This is a genomic window from Devosia sp., assembly GCF_028290625.1.
In the GTDB taxonomy this organism is placed as follows: Bacteria; Pseudomonadota; Alphaproteobacteria; order Rhizobiales; family Devosiaceae; genus Devosia.
In genome coordinates this window covers 1-22,423 of the sequence record NZ_JAQGJM010000034.1, presented here as the reverse complement: position 1 = coordinate 22,423, position 22,423 = coordinate 1, and the positions used below count along the sequence as shown (strand labels likewise).

The following is a 22,423-nucleotide window of genomic DNA, read 5'->3' as shown; positions in this document are numbered from 1 at the left end:
AGGGAGAACACAAGTGTCGGAACTCATGTCACGCAGCGCGGCCACATCGCTCGATCTGGCCGGCTCCTTCATCCTGACCTCCCCGGCCAATGACACGCGCGTGCCCATCACGCTGCCCGGCGACGTGCACGGCGCCCTGCTGGCCGCCGACAAGATTCCCGATCCCTATTTCGGCGAAAACGAGAAGGTCGTCGATTGGGTCAACCGCACCCAGTGGCATGTCGAGCGCACGTTCACCGCCACTGAGGCCGATGTCGACGGCTACCTGACCCTCACCCTGGCCGAGGTCGATTGTATCGCCACCATCTTCCTCAACGGCGAAGTCATCGCCAAGACCCAGAATGCCTTCATCCGCTACGACCTCGACGTCACCGGCAAGGTCCACGCCGGCGACAACACCCTGCGCCTCGAATTCGACGTCACCCGCGACGTCGCCAAGGCCCGCTCCGACGCTCACCCGTTCCCCATTCCCTTCACCTACAACTACCTGACCAATGGCCTTGAAGGCGTGCACATGAATTTCGTGCGCAAGGCCGCCTGCCATGCCGGTTGGGACTGGGGCGTCTGCCTCATGCCGATCGGTGTCTACGGCACCATGAGCCTGCGCAAGACGCGCCTCGCCCGCCAGGACAGCGTCCAGGTCGATCAGGCCCATGGCAAGAATTCCGTCGAACTCGCGATCAAGACTCACATTTTCGTCTTCGCTCATGGTGAGGTGGAACTTGAACACTCCATCGATGGCCAGACCATCACCGACAAGGTCGCGGTTCGTCAGGGCGACAACGTCGTCACCCACAACATCACCATCCACAATCCAAAACTGTGGTGGCCGGCGGGGCAGGGGGAGCAGCCGCTCTATGAGCTGACCACCAATCTCGAAGGCGAAAAGACCAGCCGCAAGATTGGCCTGCGCAAGCTCGAATGGATCATCGAAAAGGACGATATCGACCACTCGTTCAAGTGCCGCGTCAACGGCCGCGACATCACCATGATGGGCGCCAACTGGATTCCCGCCGACGCTATCCCCTCGCGCATCACCCCGGCGGTCATCCGCGACCTGCTGGAAAGCGCCAAGGCCGGCAACATGAACATGCTGCGCATCTGGGGCGGCGGCCAATACGAGCCCGATTACTTCTACGAGCTCTGCGACGAACTCGGCCTGCTGATCTGGCACGACTTCATGTTCGCCTGCATGAGCTATCCGTCCGATCGCGATTTCCTCGCCGACGTGCGCACCGAGATCACCCAGCAGGTCCGCCGTCTGTCCCACCATGCCTGTATCGCGCTGTGGTGCGGCGATAACGAAGTCATCGGCTCGCTGCACTGGTATCCCGAAACCAAGGCCGCGCCCGAGCGCTACGTCGCCAATTACGACCGCCTCAACAATATGCTCGGCAATATCGTCGAGGACGAAGACCCGATCCGCCGCTTCTGGCCGTCCTCGCCCTCGCAGGGCTACATGGACTTCTCGGACGGCTGGCAGTCGGACACCCGCGGCGACACCCACTACTGGGACGTCTGGCACTCCGCCAAGGCCTTCGAGGCCTACCGCACCGTCAATCCGCGCTTCGCCTCCGAGTTCGGCTTCCAGTCCTTCACCTCGATGAACGTCATCGAGACCTTCTCTGAGCCCAAGGACCGCAACCCGTCCTCGCCGGTCATGGAAATGCACCAGCGCAACAATGGCGGCAATGCACGCATTCTCGAGACCATGACGCGCTACTTCCGCTTCCCGCGCGATTTCGACCAGATGGTCTTCCTCAGCCAGGTCCAGCAGGGACTCGCCATCAAGACCGCCATCGAATACTGGCGCTCCACCAAGCCGCGCTGCATGGGCACGCTCTATTGGCAGATCAACGACATCTGGCCGGTCGCCAGCTGGGCGAGCCTCGACTACGGCGGGCAGTGGAAGCTGCTGCACTACATGGCCAAGCGCTTCTACCTGCCCATAAACGTCGTCGCCGTGCCCAACGCCGACAACACCGTCATCGCCTTCCGCGGCATCAACGACACCGCCGACAAGGTCGAAATCCACCTGGAAATCCGCGCCGTCAAGGTCGGCGGCGGCGAGCGTGTATTGCATGAAGGCAAGGCCAAGATCGGCCCCGACGCCGCCAAGGAACTCGAGACCATCAAGTTCAAGAAGCTCGAGGCCGACGAGTTCCTGTTCTTCTCATGGACCGACAAGGACGGCACCCTGCTGGGCGAGAACGACTTCTTCCCCAAGCCCTACAAGGCCTACGAGATCGCCACCCCGGCAATCACCACAGAGTGGTCGACCGTCCATGGTAAGCCCGTGCTGACCCTGATCACCGACAAGCCGGCTTTGTTCACCACCGCCACCGTCGACGCCCCCGGCTATTTCTCCGACAACGCCATCACCCTGCTGCCGGGCCGCCCAACGGTGCTGACGTTCACGCCACGTCACGGCGCCACCCCGTCGGTCGATACCCTCGCCGCCAGCCTCAAGGTGCGAGACCTGTCCCAGACCTTCTAGGGCCTCTGCATTAAACCCTTCTTCCCGCGGGCTTGACCCGCGGGCCTCCACCCGCACGGCACAAGCGACCAATGGGCCGCGGATCAAGTCCGCGGGAAGGGCGGTGGGTGGGATGGCAAAGCGCCCCCCATAAAGGCGCTTGTTTCAGCGAGGCAAACCGCCTCCTTCCCCGCGCCCACCGGGGACGAAGGCCCCTACCATACAAGAATCCACACCCCACCATTGACAACCCCAACCCGATCTCGCAACGGTTACCCGGGCGCATCCTCCTGCCGCCTGTCGGAATTGTCATGTCGAGCATTATCGCGCCCGTCGAGGAGCGCCGCCTGTTGGGCATCGGCCTCGTGCTGGGGGCCTTTTTCTTTTTCACCTGCATCGACAGTTCCGCTAAGTGGCTGGGCCTTGCCGGGCTGCCGGTGATGCAGATCGTGTTCATGCGCTATGCCGGCAGTCTGGTCATCGTTTCCGCAACCTCGCTGTCGCGTCAGGGCACCGGTTTTCTCCGCTCCGCCAACATCGGCATTGAGGTCCTGCGCGCTCTAGCGCTGCTCGGCTCGTCGCTGTGCAATCTCACCGCCGTGCAATACCTGCCGCTGACCGTCACTGGCTCCATCGCCTTCACCATGCCGCTGATCCTCTGCGCCCTGTCGGTGCCGCTACTGGGCGAACAAGTCGGCTGGCGCCGCTGGACCGCCATCGCCGTCGGCTTCATCGGCATCCTCATCATCGTCCAGCCCGGCACCAGCGCCTTCCATCCGGCTGCGCTGCTCTGCATCGGCGGAGCATTCTTCTCCGCCCTCTATTTCCTGCTGACGCGCCGCCTTGCAGGCATCGACTCGACCGCCACACAGCAGTTCTACGGCAGCGTCATCGCCGCCGTCGTGCTGGCGCCGTTCGCCATCGTCCACTGGGTCTGGCCAACCCGACCCGTGGATTGGGCTGTCTTCATCTTCATCGGCGTGGTCGGCTATGTCGGCCACCAGTTCTCCACCATCGCGCACCGCTTCGCGCCCGCCTCGACGCTGGCGCCGTTTGCCTATCTGCAGATCATCTTCATGGCCGTTTCAGGCTGGCTGATTTTCGGACAAGCACCCGAGTTTTCGCTCTATCTCGGCGCCCCTATCGTCATCGCCAGCGGCCTCTATATCTGGCTGCGCGAACGTGCCTTGGCCCGCCCCGTGACCCCGATCGCGGAGGAACGCTAGACCATGGCCATCGCCCCCGTCGAAGAACGCCACAATACCGGCATCGGCATCCTGCTGGCGTCTCAACTCATCCTGATCTTCCTCGACACCTCGGCCAAATGGATGTCCACCCAGGGCATTCCGACCGGCGAAATTGTCTTCATCCGCTACGCTGTCCATGTGGCGCTCATCCTGGTCTTCGTCTGGCCGCTGCGCAGAACCGCGCTCTTCCACACCGCCAATTGGAAGCTCGAAGTTCTGCGCGGCGTCTGCCTGCTCGGCACCACCGCCGGCAATTTCCTCGCCATGCGCTACCTGCCGCTCACCGTCACCGGCGCGCTGATCTTTACCAGCCCCCTCATGGTCTGCGCCATGTCCGGCCCATTGCTCGGCGAAACCATCGGCTGGCGGCGCTGGCTCGCCATCGGCGCCGGCTTCATCGGCATCCTGATCATTGTGCGCCCCGGCACCGAGGCGTTCCAGCCGGCCTCGCTCCTCGGACTCGGCGCGGCCTTCTTCGTCGCCCTGTTCTCGATCATTACCCGCAAGCTGGCCGGGGTCGATACCGCCATGACCCAACAGTTCTACGCGGGCGCCGTCGCACTCGTGCTCGTCACGCCATTCGCCTTCACCGGCTGGACCTGGCCCAGCAATACCATCACCTGGCTGGCCTTTTTCGGCGCCGGCACGGTTGGCATGGTCGGCCACATCCTGATTTCGGTCGCCCACCGCTTCGCGCCGCCCTCGACCCTGGCGCCGTTCAACTACCTGACGCTGCTCTATCTCGCCTTCGTCAGTTGGATCGTCTTCAGCCAACCACCCGACGCCTGGTTCTTCCTCGGCGCCGGCATCATCATCGCCAGCGGCCTCTACATCTGGCTCCGCGAACGCTCCCTCAACAAGCGGTCGACATCGGTGGACGAGGCAATCGTCGATTAGGGCTTGTCATCACCCTGCGTGATCAGCCGCGCACTCCGCTGGCCGCTCAGGTAAATCCACAGCCAACTCAGCGCCACCGCGATGCGGTTCTTGGTGTCGATCAGGAAGTAGATATGGGCTAGCCCCCAGGCCCACCAGGCGATCCAGCCCTTGAGCTTGATCCAGCCAAAATCGATCACCGCCGCGCGCTTGCCGATGGTCGCCAGGTCCCCCGCATGCTTGTAGCGAAATGGCTTGATCGCGCTGTCGCCCGCCAGCCGTGCCTTGATGATCGCCGCCGCATGCTTGCCGCCCTGCTTGGCCGCATCGCCGACACCGGGCACCGGCTTGCCATTCGGCATCACTATGCTGGCCGTGTCCCCGACCACGAAAATCTCAGGGTAACCCGGCACCGTCAAATCCGGCTCGACCTTGACCCGTCCAGCCCGATCAGGCTCCAGCCCCAGCCATTTTGCCGCCGGCGATGCCTGCACGCCCGCCGCCCACAGCACCGTCTTGGCCGCCAGCCGCTTGCCGCCATATTCGACGCCCTCGGCATCGATCACCGTCGCCGGACTGCCCAGGTCGACCTCGACCCCCAGATCAACCAGCGCCTTGTGCGCATACGCCGACAATTCGGGCGCAAAATTGCCCAACACAGCCTTGCCCCCTTCGATCAGCACCACGCGCGCTTCATTCGATGCGATGCTGCGGAATTCGCCCTGCAGGCTGGTATGCGCCAGTTCGATGATGGCGCCGGCCAGCTCCACTCCGGTCGGCCCGCCCCCGATGATCACGAATGTCAGCAGCGCCTTGCGCAATTCCGGATCGCTCGTGCGCTCAGCCTGCTCGAACGCCAGCAGCAGCTTCCGCCGGATCGTCGTCGCATCCTCCAGCGTCTTGAGCCCCGGCGCGAACGCCTCCCACTCGTCATGCCCAAAATAGGCATGCCGCGCCCCGGTCGCGAGTATCAGGCTGTCATAGGGGACACTGCTGCCGTCATTGAGCTGTACGGTCTTGTCCGCTTTATCCACACCGACCACGCTTGCCAGTATCGTGCGGACTTCTGGCCGATGCTTCAAAATATGGCGGATCGGCCAGGCAATCTCCGACGTGCTCAGCGATGCCGTCGCCACCTGATAGAGCAGGGGCTGAAACAGATGGTGATTGCGCCGGTCGATCAGGGTGATGTCCACATCAACCCCCCGCAGCGCCTGGGCCGCCGCTAGTCCGCCGAACCCCCCACCGACGATCACGACACGATGTAGCTTGCTGGTCATTTGTGCCTCCAACGTGCCCCTAATGTGGTGCGAGATGTTAGCACTAACAACGCGATACCAGGACATTGCTGTCCTGCGTTCAGAGCCGCTCCCGCCAGTGCACGCAATAGGCGTCGAAGCCCTCCACCTGCAACGGCAGGCGCACCAGACCCGGACTGGCCGCTACATGTTTGCCGCCGAACAACATGCTCGCTCCCAGGCTCGTCCCGGTCGCGTCGCCCGAAGCGCTCACCGGAACGCCGGTCAACCGCGCCAGCGCCTGCCCGAACAGCACATTGCGCGCCAGCGGCCCCTCGATGACGATCTGCTTGCCGACCCCAGCCAGTTCCAGGCACGCCTGCGTCACCAGCGCCAGATACAGCGACACCGCCGCCGTCCGCTCGCCCGCGCTCAAATGTTCGGGATCCTTCGTCCACCGGCCGACCGAGCTGGGGAAGGGCCCCACACCGGGCATAAAGCTGGGCAGCGCCTGCACATCATCATTGATAACATTGGCAATTTCGCTCTCGTTCGGCTCGACCGCCCCCGGCGCCAGCATGTCGAATTCCCGCCCGCCCATGAATCGCGCGGTCGGCACCGCACGGCCAAACGCATCCACATTGGCTAGGCTATCCCGGCCCGCATCCAGATGCGTGGTGTCGCCACCCACCGTCATCGCGATCACCCACGTCCCCGTCGACAGGATCGTGAACGGCGCCTCATGCGCCCCCAGATGCGGGATCAGCGACGCGTTGGAATCATGAATACCGCACGTCACCGGCGTGTCACCCGCCAGACCCGTCGCCGCCGCAACCTCTGGCAAAATCGTCCCCAGCACCGAATTGGCCGGCTTCACTGGCGGAAACAGTCCCGCCCAGCCTCGCTCGGCCACCATGCTGGAAAACGTCCCCGTCTGCGGCGCCCACAGATCGGTATGGCACCCCAGCGACGTGACCTCGCTCGCCATCACCCCGGTCAGCCGCCACGCCCAATATTGTGGATAGGCCAAGATCGCCGTGACCTCGGCAAACCGCTCGGCAAACACCTGCGATTGCCAGAAAATCTGGGCGCCCAGGTTCAGCCCATTCGGCAGCCGAGGCGACAAGCTCTCGCTGAAATCCGGCCGCACCTGCGCATAAGCCCCGCTGGTCTCCTCCGGCCCATTATGCTCATAGTCCAGCACCGGCATCGCCAGCCGCCCACCCGCCATCAGTGCCCCGGTCGCCCCATGCGTGGTGATCGAAATCCCCTCGATACCGTGCTCGGCGTGAATATCCCGCAGGCTTGTGGTGATGAACGCCGCCAGCCGCTCCACATCGGCATGCGGATAAATCCCATCCCGCCGCACCGTATTCGGTGTGCTCCGCGCCGCCAACTGGCCGCCGGTCTCCGCGTCGATCAGCACCACCTTGGCATTGGTCTTGCCGATATCGATCACGGCGATCAAACGGGGTGCGGTCATGAACATACTCGACGCTGGATTCGGAACAGCGCGCCAATACCGCACTTTCGCCCGCCGCGCGATAGCTGACATGTTAGCCTCGCGGGGAGCACCGGTCCCCATCGCACTCAGTCCGGCACTGCCGCCGTCAGGTTGGCCCTGAAGAACGGATCGAGCCGGGCAATCGCCGGGGTCACATGTTCGTCCTTGTCGTAGAGGCTGACATGGCTGGCGCCCTCCACCCAGCACACCTCCTTGGGCTCCCGCGCGGCGATATAGGCCTCGCTTGCCATCCACGATGTGACAGCCTTGCTCCCCACCACCATCAGTATCGGACGCGGCGCGATCAGGTCGATGAAGCGGAACGCATCGAACGACGCCAACTGATCCACGCTGCTCCAGGTGAACGCCTTGGCCGACCGGGGATGCTGCGCGCGTTCCGTGCAATAGTATTCCCAGCCCTCGAACGCGTGCTGGCCACCCGCCGCCAGCGCCTCTTCTCCACTCGCCGGAAAAATCGGGAACGTCCCGACACCCTCGCCGCGCGCCTCCGCCGTACGCGCCGTTGCGGCAGCATCGAGCATGCCCTGGATGACGGCCGGCGCCTGCGTGCCGTCCGGCCCATGACGAAACTGCCGGGCGACATCGACGCCGCTGACCGTCGCCACGGCCTTGATGCGATGGTCGGTGGCGGCGGCCGACAGCGCATAGCCGCCCGAAGCACAGATGCCCAGCACCCCGATCCGCGCCGGATCGACCGCGCCGTGCGCGCTGAGGAACGACACGGCCGCCTTGATGTCCTCGACGCGATGCGCCGGGTCCTCGAGACCGCGCGGCATCCCCTCGCTTTCGCCCTGATAGGCGGCATCGAACGTCAGGGTCGCATATCCCAGCGCTGTCAGCCGCTGCGCATAGAGGCCAGCAGCCTGTTCCTTCACGCCACTTGCCGGATGGCTGACGACGATGGCGGCGCGGGGGCCAGCGGCATCGTCGTCGGGACTATAGAAATGGCCGGCAAGCTGTAGGCCGGCACTGTCGAATCTGACGTCGGTCTTCATATCCGTTTGTCCATGGAAGGGGGTACGAGGCTCCACGCCTCTTGCCATCCGATAGGATCAGACGGGCCGCTTCCAGCGGTAGATTGAAGCGGCCAGATTTATGCACAATCCTGCCAATGCTGACACTATCGCATATTGCGCGTAGCCGTAGTAACCATGCTCGCATGGATCTCTCCCTGCAGACTGAATTGCAGACACTGGTGACGCGCCACGGCTCGCCCGACGGCGCCGCGGTCCGCGTCCTTCCCAATGTCATCGTGATGTCGGCCTATGCCACGACCTTGCCGATCGCCGAAATGACGGAGCCCATGTTCGCGCTGGTGGCGCAGGGTGCCAAAGGCGTCGGCCTCGGCGAGGGGGTCTTCGACTACAGCGCCGGCCAATACCTGATCGTCTCCGTCGATCTGCCCTTGCAGGCGCATGTCGCCGTGGCCACTCAAGAAACTCCCTATCTGGGGATCGGCATTACGCTTCGGCCGGACGCCATCGCGGCTCTCTTGCTCGAGGTCGGCTCGACCCCCGCCACCCGATCCGATCCCCCCGGCATTGCGGTCAGCGAGCTCACCAACGAACTGGCTGATCCGGTAGTGCGGTTGCTCCGGCTCCTCGACCGGCCCGCCGATATCCCCGTTCTCGCGCCGGCCATCGAGCGCGAAATCCTCTGGCGGCTAATCAATGGCCCACAGGGCGACATAGTGCGCCAGATTGGCCTGGCGGATAGCCGAATGGCCCAGATTGGTCGCGCTATTCGCTGGATTCGCGGCCACTATGCGCAACCGATGCGGATCGAGGACCTTGCCGCCCACGTCAATATGAGCGTCACGTCGTTTCACCGGCATTTCCGCGGTGTTACCTCGATGACGCCGATCCAGTACCAGAAGCAAATCCGCCTGCAGGCCGCTCGCTCCCGGCTGATGTCGACGGCAGCCGATGTGGCCGAGGTTGGCTTCTCCGTCGGCTACGACAGTCCCTCCCAGTTCAGCCGCGAATACCGCCGCCTGTTTGGCCAGCCTCCGGGCAAGGACGGCAAGAGCCTCCGTCGATCCCAGCCATTGACCCAGATCGCCTAGCCCCGCAACCCAGCCCTGCCGCTGCGCCCTAGCCGCCGCTGCTCAAATCCTGTATTTCCCCGCCCATGAACGACGCTTTGACCCTCAGCCGCCGCTTTTCCGTTGCCCCCATGATGGACTGGAGTGACCGCTACTGTCGGTTCCTCCACCGGCAATTGTCGCGCCACGCCCTGCTGTTCACCGAAATGGTCACCAGCGCCGCGATTATGCACGGCGATACCGAGCGCCTCCTGGGCTTCGATCCCGTCGAGCAACCCGTCGCCGTGCAACTGGGCGGCTCCGATCCCGCCGAGCTCGCCAAGGCAACAGCCATCGCCAGCGCCTTCGGCTATGCCGAAATCAACCTGAATGTTGGCTGCCCGTCCGATCGCGTGCAATCCGGCCGCTTCGGCGCCTGCCTGATGGCCGAACCCGATCTGGTTGCCGAATGCGTCCGCGCCATGCGCGGCGCCACCGATCGCCCCGTCACCGTCAAATGCCGCATCGGCATCGACGATCAGGATACCGAACAGAGCCTCGACCGCTTCGCCGACGCGATGGTCGCCGCGGGCGTCGGCGCCCTCTATGTCCACGCCCGCAAGGCTTGGCTCAAGGGCCTCTCGCCGAAGGAAAACCGCACCATCCCGCCGCTGGACTACGACCGCGTGCACCGCCTCCACGCCCGCCTACCGATCCCCACCATGATCAATGGCGGGATCGAGACGCTGGACCAGGCCGAAACCGAACTGGCCCACATGGACGGCGTCATGCTCGGCCGCGCTCCCTATCACAATCCAATGCTGCTGGCCGACGTCGACGCCCGCATCTTCGGCGACACGTCTGCGCCCGTAACCCTCGACGCCATCATGCACACCATGGCCGATTACGCTGCCCGCGAAATGGCGCGTGGCACCCGCATCAACCAGATCACCCGCCACATGCTGGGTCTCGCCAATGGTTTGCCCGGGGCGCGCCAGTTCCGCCAGATCCTCAGCGTCGAAGCCTGCCGCCCCGGCGCTGGCCCCGAAGTGATCGAGCAGGCGCTCGCCGCCGTCCAGCGTCAGTCCGTCAGTTCAAGCGAATTGCTGGTTACCGCATAACGCGTCAGCGTTTCCAGGAACGTCATCCCCAACAGGCTCGTATCCAGCGCCCCGTCCTCCGCGACGAACGCGCGAACGCCCTTGCGCTTGATCCCGCCGACCTCAATCCCGTCCAGCGACACCCGCGCCGCCTGCCCGGTGCCATTGGCCGTCGAAACCGGAATGGTGAACTGCAGCGTCGACGTGTCGATCCCCGCCGCCTTCGCATCCGCCAGCGTCAGCACCACCGCGCTGGCGCCGGTATCGAAAATCATTGGCGTGGAATGCCCGTTGATGTCCGCCATCAGCTCGAAATGCCCGCCGGGGCCACGCCGGAACGTCGCCGTGCCGCGTTCGTCATCGACCACCGCGACACTCGGCCGGAACTCTCCCGCGACCCGCCCCACCAGGCCATTCAACTCATCCCGATAGGCATAGGTCACGCCCGCCAGCGCAAAAATGCCGATCCACAGCACCAGGCTTCCCAGCAGTTCCTTCACCCGATGGGACCGCCCGAAAGCGCCTCCGGCGAAAATGATCAGAATCAGCACCAATGGAATGACTTGCGCCGTCTGCATCTGCGTCAGCCCGACGAAGCTGCCCGCATCCGTGCCGACGATCAGTGCCAGCCCGCACGCAACCAGCAGGGCAATCCCAATGAAAATCATGCGGTAATCGCCCCGTGCTGCGCTCTGGTCTTCATCATAAAGGCACGCGGCGCGGTATTTTCAAGGCGCAACGTCAAACGAACGGCAGCAGCGCGGTCAGCACCGCGATTTCCACCAGCGCTCCCAGCGCGCCGATCAGGTCCCCGGTCTGCCCGCCCACCAGTCGCTTGCACCACGCCGTCCAACCCATGATCACGCCCACCGCCAGCACAATAGCCAGTGCCAGCCCCAGCACGCTCGTCGCCGGCCCACCCAGCACAAACAGCAGCATCAGCGCCAGCACCGCCCCCACCGCAAAATTCCGCACCCTTAGCCGCCCCACCGTCGCCGCCGCCCCATCCGCCCGCGCCGGCGGCAAAACCACCGCTAGCCACAACGCCCCGGACCGCCCGACAATCCCGCTCGCCAGCCAGATCGCCCCCGCTGCTAACGGATTGACCGCCGCCACGCTCCCAATCCCCACCACGCGCAGCACGACAAACAGGCACAGCGCCGCCACCCCATAAGTGCCGTGTCGGCTGTCCTTCATGATCTCCAGCCGTCGCTCGCGCGTCGATCCGCCAAACAGCCCGTCCGCGCTATCCGCCAGCGCATCCTCCGCCATGCCGCCACCCGCCATCACCGCAGCCCCCACCGCCAGCGCCGCCGCGAAATAGGCCGGCAGCCCCAGCAACGACCCGCCCACCAGCAACAGCGCCGGCAAAATCCCGATCGCCACACTCGCCAGCGGCAACGCCATCGCAATCCGGTTCAAATCCGGCACCTCATGCGGACTATCCCCCGTCGGCAACCGCGAAAAGAACCGCAGCGCCATCACAAAATCGGCCGCCAGCCCACCCCCAGGCTTCGCCCCAAGCGGCACATGCGGCTCACGCACCGCGCCGCCGCCAATGGTCTCTCCACCCTCGTCGTTCAATTGCTTTTCCCGCCCGATTGCGCCACAAGGTCCCTCCTCCTAGCATCATCATGCCGGACCTTCCATGCCCGCACCGCTCAACGCCGCCTATGCCGATGTCCTCGAACTGCTCACCATCGTCCCCGATGGCGACGAGGCCGCGGTGGCCGCCGTACGGGCCCATGATGCGCAACTGACCAAGCCTGCCGGCTCGCTCGGCCAGCTCGAAAAGCTGGTCGAATTCCTCGCCCGCTGGCAGGGCCGCGCCAAGCCGCGACTCGATAATCCCATGGTCACCATCTTCGCCGGCAATCACGGCGTCACCGATCAGGGCGTCTCGGCCTTTCCGCGCGAAGTGACGGCCCAGATGGTCGCCAACTTCACCAGTGGCGGCGCCGCCATCTCCCAAATCTGTGCCTTGCACGAAATCAACCTGCGCGTGTTTGAACTGGCGCTGGAACTGCCCACCGGCGATATCACCAAAGAAGCGGCGCTCGATGACAAGATGTGCGCCGCCACCATCGCCTATGGCATGGAGGCGATCGCCGGCAAGCCAGACCTGATCTGCATCGGCGAAATGGGCATCGGCAACACCACCATCGCCGCCGCCATCTACGCGGCGCTCTACGGCGGCACCGGCGCTGATTGGGTCGGCCGCGGCACCGGCGTTGATGATGCGGGCCTCCTCCGCAAAGCCGACGCTGTCGACCGCGCGCTGGCCTTCCACGGCGATGCCCTCGACCACCCGCTGGCCATCCTCGCCCGCGTCGGCGGCCGCGAGATCGCCGCCATGCTCGGCGCGCTCCTCGCTGCCCGCCACCAGAAAGTCCCCGTCATCATCGACGGCTTCGTCGCCACCTCCGCCGCCGCCATCGCCCACGCTGTCAATCCCGAAGCGATCGACCACTGCATTTTCGCCCACGTTTCGGCCGAGGGCGGCCACGCCCGCGCCCTCGCCGCCATGGGCCAGACTGGCCTGCTCGATCTGGGCATGCGGCTAGGGGAGGGCAGTGGCGCCGCCCTGGCAGCAGTGCTGGCTAAGACGGCCCTGCACCTGCACAACAACATGGCCACCTTCGAAAGCGCCGCCGTCAGCGGTAAGGCGAACTGACCGTAACCGGATGGATTGGGATGGTACCCAACAAGCTGGCCAGAAATGAGCGCTCACCTACGGGAACTTCGCCGGTCCGATAGGGCTTGACGCAGTAGCTTTAGGCTCTGCTGTTTGCATAATTGTCAGCCTGAGCCTACATGCTTGCAAGATATATTCTGAAGGGGATCGAGGAATGACCGATCTGACCTATATTGTGGCGGTAAGCGTTTTGCCACTGAGCGCGATCATTGTCGCAGCCGCTGTGTTCCTGATGACACGTAGCGATCGGCAGCCACGCCACCACGTCTGAAGCACCGCTCGATTAACCCGCTTCCGAGAAAATCTCCAACCGGTTCCGCTTCTCCACCACCGGCGCCAGCGCGTCCATCACACGTGCGCGCGGGAACGTCCCGATAACTTCCGTACCGAAGCGCAGCTTGGAGAACAGGTCGAACCGGCCCTGATGCAGGTCCATGATTTTCTGCACGATGGGCAGGCCAAGGCCCGCGCCCTGTTCGGCAGTCTTCTGTGCCAGCGAGCCCTGGCCGAAGGATGACAGCACCGTGGAGATTTCATCCTCGGGAATGCCCGGGCCGTTGTCCTTGACCGAAACCATCTGCCCGCCGTCGACGCTGCGGGTCACCATCAGCGTCACCTTGCCCTGCTGCGGGGTGAACTTGATGGCATTGGACAACAGGTTCAGCACCACCTGGCGGATAGCGCGCTCGTCGCCCCACAGTTTTGGCAGGTTATTGCCAAAGGTATAGACCAGCTCGATCCCCTTGGATTTGGCGCGCAGTTCCATCATGCGGCGGCAGTCCTCGGCGATATCGACCAGCGACACCACTTCTTCGTTCAGCTCATACTTGCCCGCCTCGATGCGGCTGAGGTCGAGCAGTTCGTTGATCAGATTCAACAGATGCTGCCCGCTGGAGTGAATGTCGCCCGCATATTCCTTGTATTGCGGCACCTGGTGTGGCCCCAGCAGTTCCGATTTCAGCACTTCGGAAAAGCCGATAATGGCGTTGAGCGGCGTGCGCAGCTCATGGCTCATGGTGGCCAGGAACTGCGACTTGGCGATATTGGCCTGCTCGGCGTGGCGCCGCGCCTCGTCCGACATATGCCGGGCCTCTTCCAATTCGCTGATCAGCGAGTCTTTTTCCGACTGGTGGGTAATGGTTTCGAGTTCGGATGCGTGCAACTGCCGCGCCAGGTAGACGAAGAAAATTTCCCCGAAAATGGCCACCGCGCCGAGGGTGTAATTGAGCGTGCCGCCAATGGCGATCAGGTTGATCGATACGGTCAGGGTGACCGGCAGCGTGCTCATCAGGGTCGCAGGGGGGAGTGTATTGGTAGCAACCGCGTTGGCGGCGACACCAACAAGCACCATGGCGAACATCACTGGCGTCAGCTCGGCCGGGTCTGCCACCAGCGTGAACAGCGCCAGCAGCGACCATGACAGCCCATAGACGGTTTCGCCGAAAACGAAACTGGTCGTCCATTGCCCCGCATTGAATTTGGATGGATCGCTGGATTTGAAGCGCTGCGCCATCAGCACCAGCGTCAGCAGGCTGATCAGCACCATACCGGCCCACAGCGCGGTGAAGATTGCCGGCACCCAGAAGCTGGACACGAAGGCCAAAATGCCCACGATCGCCGCGATCGGCAGCGCCGATGCCAGGCGCGAGCCCGCATAGTCGTGCATCAGCTCGAAATCATAGGAGGCGCGCGTGCCCGAACTCGATGTGAGGCGCTGACGCGCGTCGAGCACGGTTTTGTTGGCGGTGCGCTTGCTGTCGCGCCCCATCAGGGAACGGACGTCCGCATCGATGTCAGCCGGCTGGGACGGCATCAAACTCTTACTCGTTACTAAAAGCCGCGAACGGGGTACGCATTCGCACGGGAAGACAAAATCAGCTCGGGTCGAATCAAAAATAGTGGTTTGCAAAGCCGCCATTTGCAGCCGGGCACCACCGGAATATCGGCAGACCTCGGGCTGGTGAATAAACACTAGCGATGCGTAGTTAACGGGCGGTGAAGTGCGACCATCAAACCTCATGCAGGGACGTCCCTTTCGCGGCCGTTTTGGCGCCGTGCTGGCGATTCTGATTTTGGCGGCCTGCGCCCTGCTGGTCGACCGGCTGACACCCGCCGAGGCGCCCGTCTCCGGCCGGGCTCGGATCAGCGACGGCGACAGCTTTCATCTCGGCGACGAGCGCATTCGCCTTCTGGGCATCGATGCGCCCGAACTCGACCAGATCTGCGCCGATGCCGGCGGCCAGAGCTGGACCTGCGGCCGCACCGCGCGCGACAAGCTGGTGGCGTTGGTCGCCGGTAAAGCGCCGCTCTGCCAGCCCGATGGCCATGACCGCTTCGGCCGCATCCTGGCGACCTGCAGTGTCAATGGCCGCGACCTGGGCGCGCAAATGGTCGAGGCGGGCCTCGCCATATCCTCGGACGACTACGGCGGCGAAGAGACCGACGCCCGCAATGCCAAGCGCGGTCTCTGGGTCGGAACATTCGATTCCCCCCGCGCCTGGCGCGACCGGCACGGGCGCGAGGCCGAAACCAATCCCGGCTGGGACTGGCTGCCGCGCTTCTAAGGAAGCGTTAAGAAAACCGGCTGGCTTTGTATTCCCGCATTCCGCGCAAGATTATTGCGTGCAAATGCGACTTGTGGCACTCATTAAGAAAATTGACGAAGATTTCGCGCTAATGCCGAAATCTGATTTCGGGGGCATGATGGCGCTGGACAAGATAGATCGCAAGATTCTCACGCTGCTGCAGAAGGATGCCACCATGCCGGTGGCCGAGATCGGCCGCAAGGTCGGCCTTTCGACCACGCCGTGCTGGCGCCGCATCCAGAAGATGGAAGAAGACGGCGTCATCAAGCGCCGCGTCGCCGTGCTCGACCCGGCCAAGGTCAATGCCGGCGTCACTGTGTTTGTCTCCGTCAAGACCAACGAGCACAGCGAGGGCTGGCTGCGCAAATTCGCCACCGTGGTTGAGGATTTTCCCGAGGTCGTCGAATTTTACCGCATGAGCGGGGACGTGGACTATCTGCTGCGCATCGTCGTGCCCGATATCGGCGCCTATGACAGTTTTTACAAAAAGCTGATTGCCAAGATCGCGCTGACCGATGTCAGCTCCTCCTTCGCCATGGAGCAGATCAAGTACACCACGGCCCTGCCCCTCGATTACGCCCTCATCACCGACGATGACAAATGACCCAACTGCTCGGTTTTGAACACATCGGCATGACGTCGGGCGATCTCGATCGCACCATCGCCTTCTATTGCGGGCTGCTCGGCTTCAAACTGGTCCTGCGCAAGCCCCAGATCAAAGGCGAAGCCGCGTTCCTCGACGCCGGCGGCGGCATGCTGGAGGTCTTTGCTCCCGGCACCGTCGATCCGGCCCGCGATGTCCCGCCAGATGAGGCGGGCGTCCGTCACCTCACTTTCGCCTTCACCGATATCGGCGTCATGATCGAAAAGCTGGCCGCCGCCGGCGTCGAAATCATCGAGCAGCCGCGCATCGCCCACAACCAGGAGATGTTCAAGCGCGTCTCCTTCGTCCGCGACCCCGACGGGATCATCGTCGAACTCGTAGAACGCGCCGACGGCAGGTAAGGGGTACCCGCCCGACTCTCAGTCGACACCCTCCCACTCGCGGGGAGGGATCAAGGGTGGGGGACGTTTGGCCACCGTCGCTTGGACCGAGACCTGACGAGCACTACTGCAAGTTCTGCGGCAGCCCATCCGTAATGTCGTAATAGTCGCCCTTGTCGGCCACGAAGATGTGGTAGGCGAGCTTGGTATTCGTCGGCGTATCGAACGCGCCCATCATGATACCAATCCAGTCCAGCGCAGGCGGATCGAAAAATAACGACGAACCGCAGATCGAGCAAAATCCACGCTTGACCTTCTCCGACGATCGAAACCAGGTCAGATTGTCTTGACCGGTAATTGTAACGGCCGATCGCGGCACATCGGTGCCAGCTTCATAGTGCCCCGTATGCTTGCGGCACATCGAACAGTGGCAGGCATTTGGTGCCGGCAGCTCCCCCTGGACCTCGAAACGAACGCCGCCACACAGGCACGATCCTTTGTGCACTATGTCCGCGGTCAATTGGCCTAGCCCCCGGTCACCGACATATGCCGGCCCAGCGCCGGCTGCGGCCGGGCGCGGTCGATGACGAAATCATGCCCCTTGGGCTTGAGTAGCATGGCGCGATCCAGCGCCGCGTCGAGCCCGTCCATGCCCTCGTCCCGCAAGGCATCGCGCAGGTTGACCTGGTCGTCCTGCCCCAGGCACATGAACAACTGCCCGGTCGCGGTCAGCCGCACCCGGTTGCAGCTCTCGCAGAAGTTATGGCTCATCGGCGTGATGAAGCCGAGCACGCCCCCCGTCTCGGCCACCCGCACATAGCGGGCCGGCCCACCGGTGCGTTGGTCCAGCTTTTCCAACGTGTAGCGTTGCGCCAACCGGTCGTGCAGTTCCTTGAGCGGCAAATAGCTGTCGACCCGGTCGATCCCGACCTCACCCAGCGGCATGCCCTCGATCAGCGTCAGGCCCATGCCGCGCCCATGCGCCCAGGCCATCATCGGCTCGATTTCGTCGTCGTTGACGCCGGCCATCGCCACCATGTTGATCTTAACCGCCAGGCCTGCCGCTTGCGCGGCGTCGATCCCCGCCATCACGTCGGCGATCCGTCCCCGCCTCGTAATGGCTGCAAAACGGTCACTATCCAGCGTGTCGAGCGATACGTTCAGGCGACGCACTCCGGCATCAGCAAGAAATCCAGCATGCTTGCTCAATTGGCTGCCATTGGTGGTGATCGTCAGCTCGTCCAGGCCATGGCCGATATGGCGGCCGAGCGAGCGCACCAGATCGAGGATATCTTTTCGCACCAGCGGCTCGCCACCGGTCAATCTTATCTTGTTGACCCCGCGCGCTACGAACGCCGTCGCGATGGTTTCGATTTCCTCGAACGACAGCACGTCCTTTTTGGGCAGGAAGGTCATGTTTTCCGCCATGCAGTACACACAGCGAAAATCGCAGCGGTCCGTCACGGAAATCCGGAGGTAGGAAATATGCCGTCCATAGCGATCGACAAGCGGTCTGGTGGTCGGCGCGATACTGGCGGCGGAGAGGTTCATGGGCCAAATCTAGCCCCGGCGAGGCGATTTTCAAAGCCAAATGCAAATAAAAAAGGCCAGCCCGAAAGCTGGCCTTTTCAATTATCCGGCACTGCTTAGTGGTGAACGACCACCAGCGCACCGACCTTGACGCGATCATAGAGGTCGATCACGTCTTCATTGGTCAGGCGGATGCAGCCCGAGGAGACGGCCTGGCCGATAGACCAGGGTTCTGAGGTGCCGTGCAGGCGATAGAGCGTCGAGCCGATATACATGGCCCGGGCGCCAAGCGGATTGTCCGGGCCACCAGGCATGTATGCCGGCAGATCCGGAACGCGCTTGCGCATCTGTGCCGGCGGGGTCCAGCCCGGCCACTCGGCCTTGCGGCTGACGCGGTGGGTACCGGCCCAGGTGAAGCCGTCACGGCCGACGCCGATGCCGTACTTCATGGCGCGGCCATCGCCGAGCACGAAATAGAGGCGGCGCTCGGAGGTCTCAACGATGATCGAGCCCGGGGCATAATTGCCCGCATAAGCGACTTCTTCGCGCGGAATGGCGCTGCGGCCATGGCTGCGCTGGGCAACCACAGCAGGTTCTTCCCAGGTATTGGTGTCGGCGTTGTAAACACGCGCCGCCATCGACGGCGTAACGAGAGCGAAAGATAAAAGTATCGACAGCGCGATCGCTATCGTGGATTTCAACTTGGACATTTGCCGACTGTGCCTCTGACAGTTGAACAAGCCGCAACGATTCGGGCCGCTCAAGAATTTGTGTTGCATACGCGGTTCGATGAATAGCGGAAAGGGCAGGTGCCCCTTTTTCGCCACACTCTCAATACCTTCGTCAAATTGTGTTGCTGTCCGGTTACAATGACCGTTCACTAATGCGTGATGCCCGGCTTGACACCGCCTCGGCACGACGCCATGACGACCCAAATGGCAGCGGGGATAAACCAGTGAACGATGCGTTGAAGCGGCAGGCAGCGGCCATGGCCCTGGGCGATATCCGCTCCGGCATGCGCTTGGGGCTGGGGACCGGATCTACCGCCAGGCACTTTGTTGATCTGCTGGGCGAAAAGGTCGCCGCCGGGTTCGAATGCCTCTGCGTGCCGACCTCCGAAGTCACTGCGGCCCAGGCGCGTTCCCTCAATATCCCGCTGACCGATCTCGATACCATCGACCGTCTCGACGTTACCGTCGACGGTGCCGACGAAATCGATCCCGGCCTGAACCTGATCAAGGGCGCCGGCGGGGCACTCCTGCGCGAGAAGATCGTCGCCGCCGCCTCCGACATGATGATCGTCATCGCGGACGCCTCCAAGCTGGTCGAGACACTGGGCCGCTTCCCGCTGCCGATCGAGGTCAACCGCTTCGCGTTGGGCGCCACAAGGCGTTCGCTGGAGACGGTTTTGGCGCAGCATGGCGCCGAAGGCGGCCTGCGACTGCGACAGACGGCGGGGGGTGAAAGCTTCGTCACCGATGGCGGACACTTGATCCTGGATGCTTTTTTTGGCCGCATTTCGCAGCCAGAAGCGCTGTCTCGCGCATTGCTGGACGTTCCCGGCGTGGTGCAGCACGGGCTGTTCCTCAACATGTGCAAAAAGGCTTATGTGGCAACGGCGGATGGCGTAAGAACCATTCTGAAGTGAACACTGATCCAGAGCATGGCTCTGGACAAATGGGGTATTGCAGGATGACGGGTGTTTTGACGCGCGCCAAGGCGCTGTTCGCAGTGGTGCTGAGCGCAACGATTATTGCGCTGGCGATGCCGGCGATCGCGCAGGAAGTGCCGCCCGAGCAGTTGGCGCTGGCGCGGAAATATGTGGACCTGACGGACAAGTCGGCGATCTACGAAACCACGCTGGTCGAGACTGCTGTTCAGTCGATGAAGCAGATCATCCAGCAGAATCCCGAGATTTCGGACCAGACCAACGATGCCATCTCCAAGGTTCTGGAAGAGTACAAGGGTCATAAGGGCGATCTGCTCGACCAGTTCGCCCGTGTCTATGCCATCCGCTTCTCGATGGAAGAGTTGCAGCAGATCGTGGATTTCTACTCCTCGCCGACCGGCATGAAGCTGGCCTCGGCCAATTCCGAGATCAACACCGATCTGCAGCGCGTGATGCAGGTCTTCAGCGGCAACGTGAAGCAGGAGTTCTACGCCAAGGTGCGCGCCGAACTGCGTTCCAAGGGCGTCGCCATCTAGGCGCCTTGCCGCTGACGTGACCCGGACCCCGCCTTGTGCGGGGTCTTTTTTTATGCGATGCGCCACCCGATATAGGGCATCCCGCAGGAGAGCTTCCCACATGAGCGATGGCTATGATTTGGTCGTGATCGGCGCCGGTTCCGGCGGCGTTCGCGCAGCGCGCATGGCCGCCACCTATGGCGCGCGCGTCGCCATCATCGAGGAATTCCGCGTCGGCGGCACCTGCGTTATTCGCGGCTGCGTGCCCAAGAAGCTCTACGTCTATGCGGCCCGCTTCAGCGAAATGTTCGATGTCGCGGAAAGCTTCGGCTGGCAGGTCGATGCCAAGTTCGACTGGCCCACGCTGGTGGCCAACAAGGATAAGGAAATCACCCGGCTCGAACAGGCCTATGTTGCCAATCTGGAAAAGCCCGGCGTCGAGATCATTCGCGACCGGGCCGTCGTGACCGGCCCCAATTCGGTGCATCTGGTCAATGGCAAGCGCGACTTGCAAGCCAAGACCATCCTGATCGCCACCGGCGCGCATCCGTCCATTCCGCACATTCTCGGTGCCGAGCTTGGCATCAGCTCCAACGAGGCGTTCGACCTGCCCAAGCTGCCCCATTCGATCCTGATCGAGGGCGGCGGCTATATCGCAGTGGAATTCGCCACCATCTTTGCTGGGCTCGGCGTCGATACCACCATCATCTACCGCGGCGACTGCATTTTGCGCGGCTTCGATGACGATATGCGCCGTGGGCTGGAAGCTGGTTTGCAGGATCGCGGCATCAAGCTGATCTACCAGACCACCATAAAGTCGTTGGCCAAGGCCGGGGACAACATCTCGGCCACCTTCAGCGACGGCGTCGTCGCGCCCTATGGCGCCGTGATGTTCGCCACTGGCCGCGCGCCAAACGTCAGGCATCTGGGCCTCGAAACCGCCGGCGTGAAGCTGACACCGATGGGCGCCATCGCCGTCGACGGCTATTCGCAGAGCTCGTGCCCCTCGATCTACGCAGTGGGCGACGTGACCGGCCGGGCTGCACTGACGCCGGTGGCGATCCGCGAAGGCTGGTATTTTGCCGAGACGGTGTTCAACAACAATCCCATGATGGTCGATCACTCGCTGATCCCTACCGCGGTGTTCTCCGATCCCGAAATCGGCGTCATTGGCCTCACCGAGCCCGAAGCCGCCACCCATGGCGACATCGACGTCTATGTCGCCCGCTTCCGGCCGATGATGAACACGCTCTCCACCAAGACCGAGCGCACCATTCTCAAGCTCATCGTCGGCGCCAATGGCGGCAAGGTGCTGGGCGTTCACATCCTGGGGCCAGGTGCCGCTGAAATGATCCAGCTCGTCGCCATTCCGATGGGCATGGGCGCCTCCAAGGCCGATTTCGATCGGGCCATGGCACTGCATCCGACCGCGGCCGAGGAGCTGGTGACCTTCAAGGCGCCGACTTACACCTATCGCAATGGGGCCAAAGTCTAGCCCGATTGCCCTTGGCATGGGCGTCCGGCCTTGATAGACCGCCCGCAATGGCCCGCGGGCCACGAGCAATGGCGTAAGCGAGGCGTAAGATGAGCAACTGGACCCCGGCAAGCTGGCGCGACAAGCCCATTTCGCAGGTCCCGGCCTATCCGGACCTTGCGGCGCTGCAAGAAGCCGAACGTCAACTCGCGACCTTCCCGCCACTGGTGTTTGCCGGCGAGGCTCGCGATCTCAAGACGCGGCTCGCGGCAGTATCGCGCGGCGAGGCCTTCCTGCTGCAGGGCGGCGACTGCGCCGAGAGCTTTGCCGAGCACGGCGCCAACAACATCCGCGATTTATTTCGTGCCTTCCTGCAGATGTCGGTGGTGCTGACCTATGCTGGCGCGCTGCCGGTGGTGAAGGTCGGCCGCATTGCCGGGCAGTTCGCCAAGCCGCGTTCGTCGCCGATGGAGAAGCTCAACGGCG

The 22,423-nt window shown here is 63.4% G+C and carries 22 protein-coding genes; 13 read left to right on the top strand and 9 right to left on the bottom strand.

The window, feature by feature from the left end:
- Positions 1-13 precede the first annotated feature (13 nt).
- From JWR51_RS18230 to JWR51_RS18220, 3 genes are all read left to right on the top strand, one after another.
- Positions 14-2,497, top strand: coding sequence for a glycoside hydrolase family 2 protein (locus JWR51_RS18230; protein ID WP_299750754.1), 2,484 nt, complete (start codon positions 14-16; stop codon positions 2,495-2,497).
- A gap of 290 nt (positions 2,498-2,787) precedes the next feature.
- A complete protein-coding gene (locus JWR51_RS18225; protein ID WP_299750750.1) occupies positions 2,788-3,702 on the top strand; it encodes a DMT family transporter in 915 nt (304 codons plus the stop codon).
- 3 nt (positions 3,703-3,705) lie between these two features.
- Positions 3,706-4,620 (top strand): DMT family transporter, encoded by a 915-nt coding sequence (locus JWR51_RS18220; protein WP_299750746.1) that lies wholly within the window; start codon positions 3,706-3,708, stop codon positions 4,618-4,620.
- Here the strand turns inward: JWR51_RS18220 and JWR51_RS18215 are convergent.
- From JWR51_RS18215 to JWR51_RS18205, 3 genes are all read right to left on the bottom strand, one after another.
- Positions 4,617-5,879 carry an NAD(P)/FAD-dependent oxidoreductase gene (locus tag JWR51_RS18215; RefSeq protein ID WP_299750743.1) on the bottom strand — a complete coding sequence of 421 codons (1,263 nt, stop codon included), beginning with the start codon at positions 5,877-5,879 and terminating at the stop codon, positions 4,617-4,619. The genes JWR51_RS18220 and JWR51_RS18215 overlap by 4 nt on opposite strands.
- Before the next feature lie 79 nt (positions 5,880-5,958).
- Positions 5,959-7,320, bottom strand: coding sequence for an FGGY-family carbohydrate kinase (locus JWR51_RS18210; RefSeq protein ID WP_299750742.1), 1,362 nt, complete (start codon positions 7,318-7,320; stop codon positions 5,959-5,961).
- Between the two features lie 107 nt (positions 7,321-7,427).
- Complete coding sequence (locus tag JWR51_RS18205) at positions 7,428-8,357, bottom strand: alpha/beta hydrolase (protein ID WP_299750739.1); 930 nt, start codon at positions 8,355-8,357, stop codon at positions 7,428-7,430.
- A gap of 164 nt (positions 8,358-8,521) precedes the next feature.
- Here JWR51_RS18205 and JWR51_RS18200 point away from each other — a divergent pair, with 164 nt between their 5' ends.
- Together JWR51_RS18200 and dusA are read left to right on the top strand one after the other, a co-directional pair.
- A complete protein-coding gene (locus JWR51_RS18200; RefSeq protein WP_299750737.1) occupies positions 8,522-9,427 on the top strand; it encodes an AraC family transcriptional regulator in 906 nt (301 codons plus the stop codon).
- 65 nt (positions 9,428-9,492) lie between these two features.
- A complete protein-coding gene (gene dusA / locus JWR51_RS18195) occupies positions 9,493-10,506 on the top strand; it encodes a tRNA dihydrouridine(20/20a) synthase DusA (RefSeq protein WP_299750735.1) in 1,014 nt (337 codons plus the stop codon).
- Here dusA and JWR51_RS18190 read toward each other — a convergent pair.
- Both JWR51_RS18190 and JWR51_RS18185 read right to left on the bottom strand, forming a co-directional pair.
- Complete coding sequence (locus tag JWR51_RS18190; RefSeq protein WP_299750732.1) at positions 10,467-11,153, bottom strand: TIGR02281 family clan AA aspartic protease; 687 nt, start codon at positions 11,151-11,153, stop codon at positions 10,467-10,469. The two genes, dusA and JWR51_RS18190, sit on opposite strands and share 40 nt — an antisense overlap.
- 73 nt (positions 11,154-11,226) lie before the next feature.
- A complete protein-coding gene (locus JWR51_RS18185; protein WP_299750729.1) occupies positions 11,227-12,069 on the bottom strand; it encodes an adenosylcobinamide-GDP ribazoletransferase in 843 nt (280 codons plus the stop codon).
- Positions 12,070-12,133: 64 nt separating this feature from the next.
- On the opposite strand from JWR51_RS18185, the gene cobT reads away from it, so the two are divergent.
- Positions 12,134-13,159 carry a nicotinate-nucleotide--dimethylbenzimidazole phosphoribosyltransferase gene (gene cobT / locus JWR51_RS18180; protein WP_299750726.1) on the top strand — a complete coding sequence of 342 codons (1,026 nt, stop codon included), beginning with the start codon at positions 12,134-12,136 and terminating at the stop codon, positions 13,157-13,159.
- 304 nt (positions 13,160-13,463) lie between these two features.
- Here the strand turns inward: cobT and JWR51_RS18175 are convergent, their stop codons facing one another.
- Positions 13,464-14,993: a HAMP domain-containing sensor histidine kinase gene (locus JWR51_RS18175; RefSeq protein ID WP_299751306.1), complete on the bottom strand. Its 1,530-nt coding sequence runs from the start codon at positions 14,991-14,993 to the stop codon at positions 13,464-13,466.
- 205 nt (positions 14,994-15,198) lie between these two features.
- Between JWR51_RS18175 and JWR51_RS18170 the strand changes: the two genes are divergently transcribed.
- From JWR51_RS18170 to JWR51_RS18160, 3 genes are all read left to right on the top strand, one after another.
- Positions 15,199-15,744 carry a thermonuclease family protein gene (locus JWR51_RS18170; protein ID WP_299750723.1) on the top strand — a complete coding sequence of 182 codons (546 nt, stop codon included), beginning with the start codon at positions 15,199-15,201 and terminating at the stop codon, positions 15,742-15,744.
- A gap of 145 nt (positions 15,745-15,889) precedes the next feature.
- Positions 15,890-16,369: an Lrp/AsnC family transcriptional regulator gene (locus JWR51_RS18165; protein WP_299730360.1), complete on the top strand. Its 480-nt coding sequence runs from the start codon at positions 15,890-15,892 to the stop codon at positions 16,367-16,369.
- Positions 16,366-16,770: a VOC family protein gene (locus JWR51_RS18160; RefSeq protein ID WP_299750721.1), complete on the top strand. Its 405-nt coding sequence runs from the start codon at positions 16,366-16,368 to the stop codon at positions 16,768-16,770. The genes JWR51_RS18165 and JWR51_RS18160 overlap by 4 nt, the downstream gene beginning before the upstream one ends.
- 103 nt (positions 16,771-16,873) lie before the next feature.
- Here JWR51_RS18160 and JWR51_RS18155 read toward each other — a convergent pair whose 3' ends face one another.
- The 3 genes from JWR51_RS18155 to JWR51_RS18145 form a co-directional block, all read right to left on the bottom strand.
- On the bottom strand, positions 16,874-17,254 hold the full coding sequence (locus JWR51_RS18155; protein WP_299751303.1) for a GFA family protein: 381 nt from the start codon (positions 17,252-17,254) through the stop codon (positions 16,874-16,876).
- A 20-nt stretch (positions 17,255-17,274) separates the two neighbouring features.
- Complete coding sequence (moaA, locus tag JWR51_RS18150; RefSeq protein WP_299750718.1) at positions 17,275-18,300, bottom strand: GTP 3',8-cyclase MoaA; 1,026 nt, start codon at positions 18,298-18,300, stop codon at positions 17,275-17,277.
- A 95-nt stretch (positions 18,301-18,395) separates the two neighbouring features.
- Positions 18,396-18,989: a L,D-transpeptidase gene (locus JWR51_RS18145; protein WP_299750715.1), complete on the bottom strand. Its 594-nt coding sequence runs from the start codon at positions 18,987-18,989 to the stop codon at positions 18,396-18,398.
- Between the two features lie 245 nt (positions 18,990-19,234).
- On the opposite strand from JWR51_RS18145, the gene rpiA reads away from it, so the two are divergent.
- The 4 genes from rpiA to JWR51_RS18125 all read left to right on the top strand — a co-directional run.
- The gene (rpiA, locus tag JWR51_RS18140; protein ID WP_299750711.1) at positions 19,235-19,927 is read left to right on the top strand and encodes a ribose-5-phosphate isomerase RpiA; all 693 of its coding nucleotides are present in this window, start codon (positions 19,235-19,237) and stop codon (positions 19,925-19,927) included.
- Positions 19,928-19,971: 44 nt separating this feature from the next.
- The gene (locus JWR51_RS18135; protein ID WP_299750708.1) at positions 19,972-20,484 is read left to right on the top strand and encodes a DUF2059 domain-containing protein; all 513 of its coding nucleotides are present in this window, start codon (positions 19,972-19,974) and stop codon (positions 20,482-20,484) included.
- A 100-nt stretch (positions 20,485-20,584) separates the two neighbouring features.
- Positions 20,585-21,958, top strand: a complete 1,374-nt coding sequence (gorA, locus tag JWR51_RS18130; RefSeq protein WP_299750705.1) for a glutathione-disulfide reductase — start codon at positions 20,585-20,587, stop codon at positions 21,956-21,958.
- Positions 21,959-22,047: 89 nt separating this feature from the next.
- Positions 22,048-22,423 (top strand): 3-deoxy-7-phosphoheptulonate synthase (locus tag JWR51_RS18125; protein WP_299750702.1); only part of this gene is annotated, 376 nt, incomplete at its 3' end.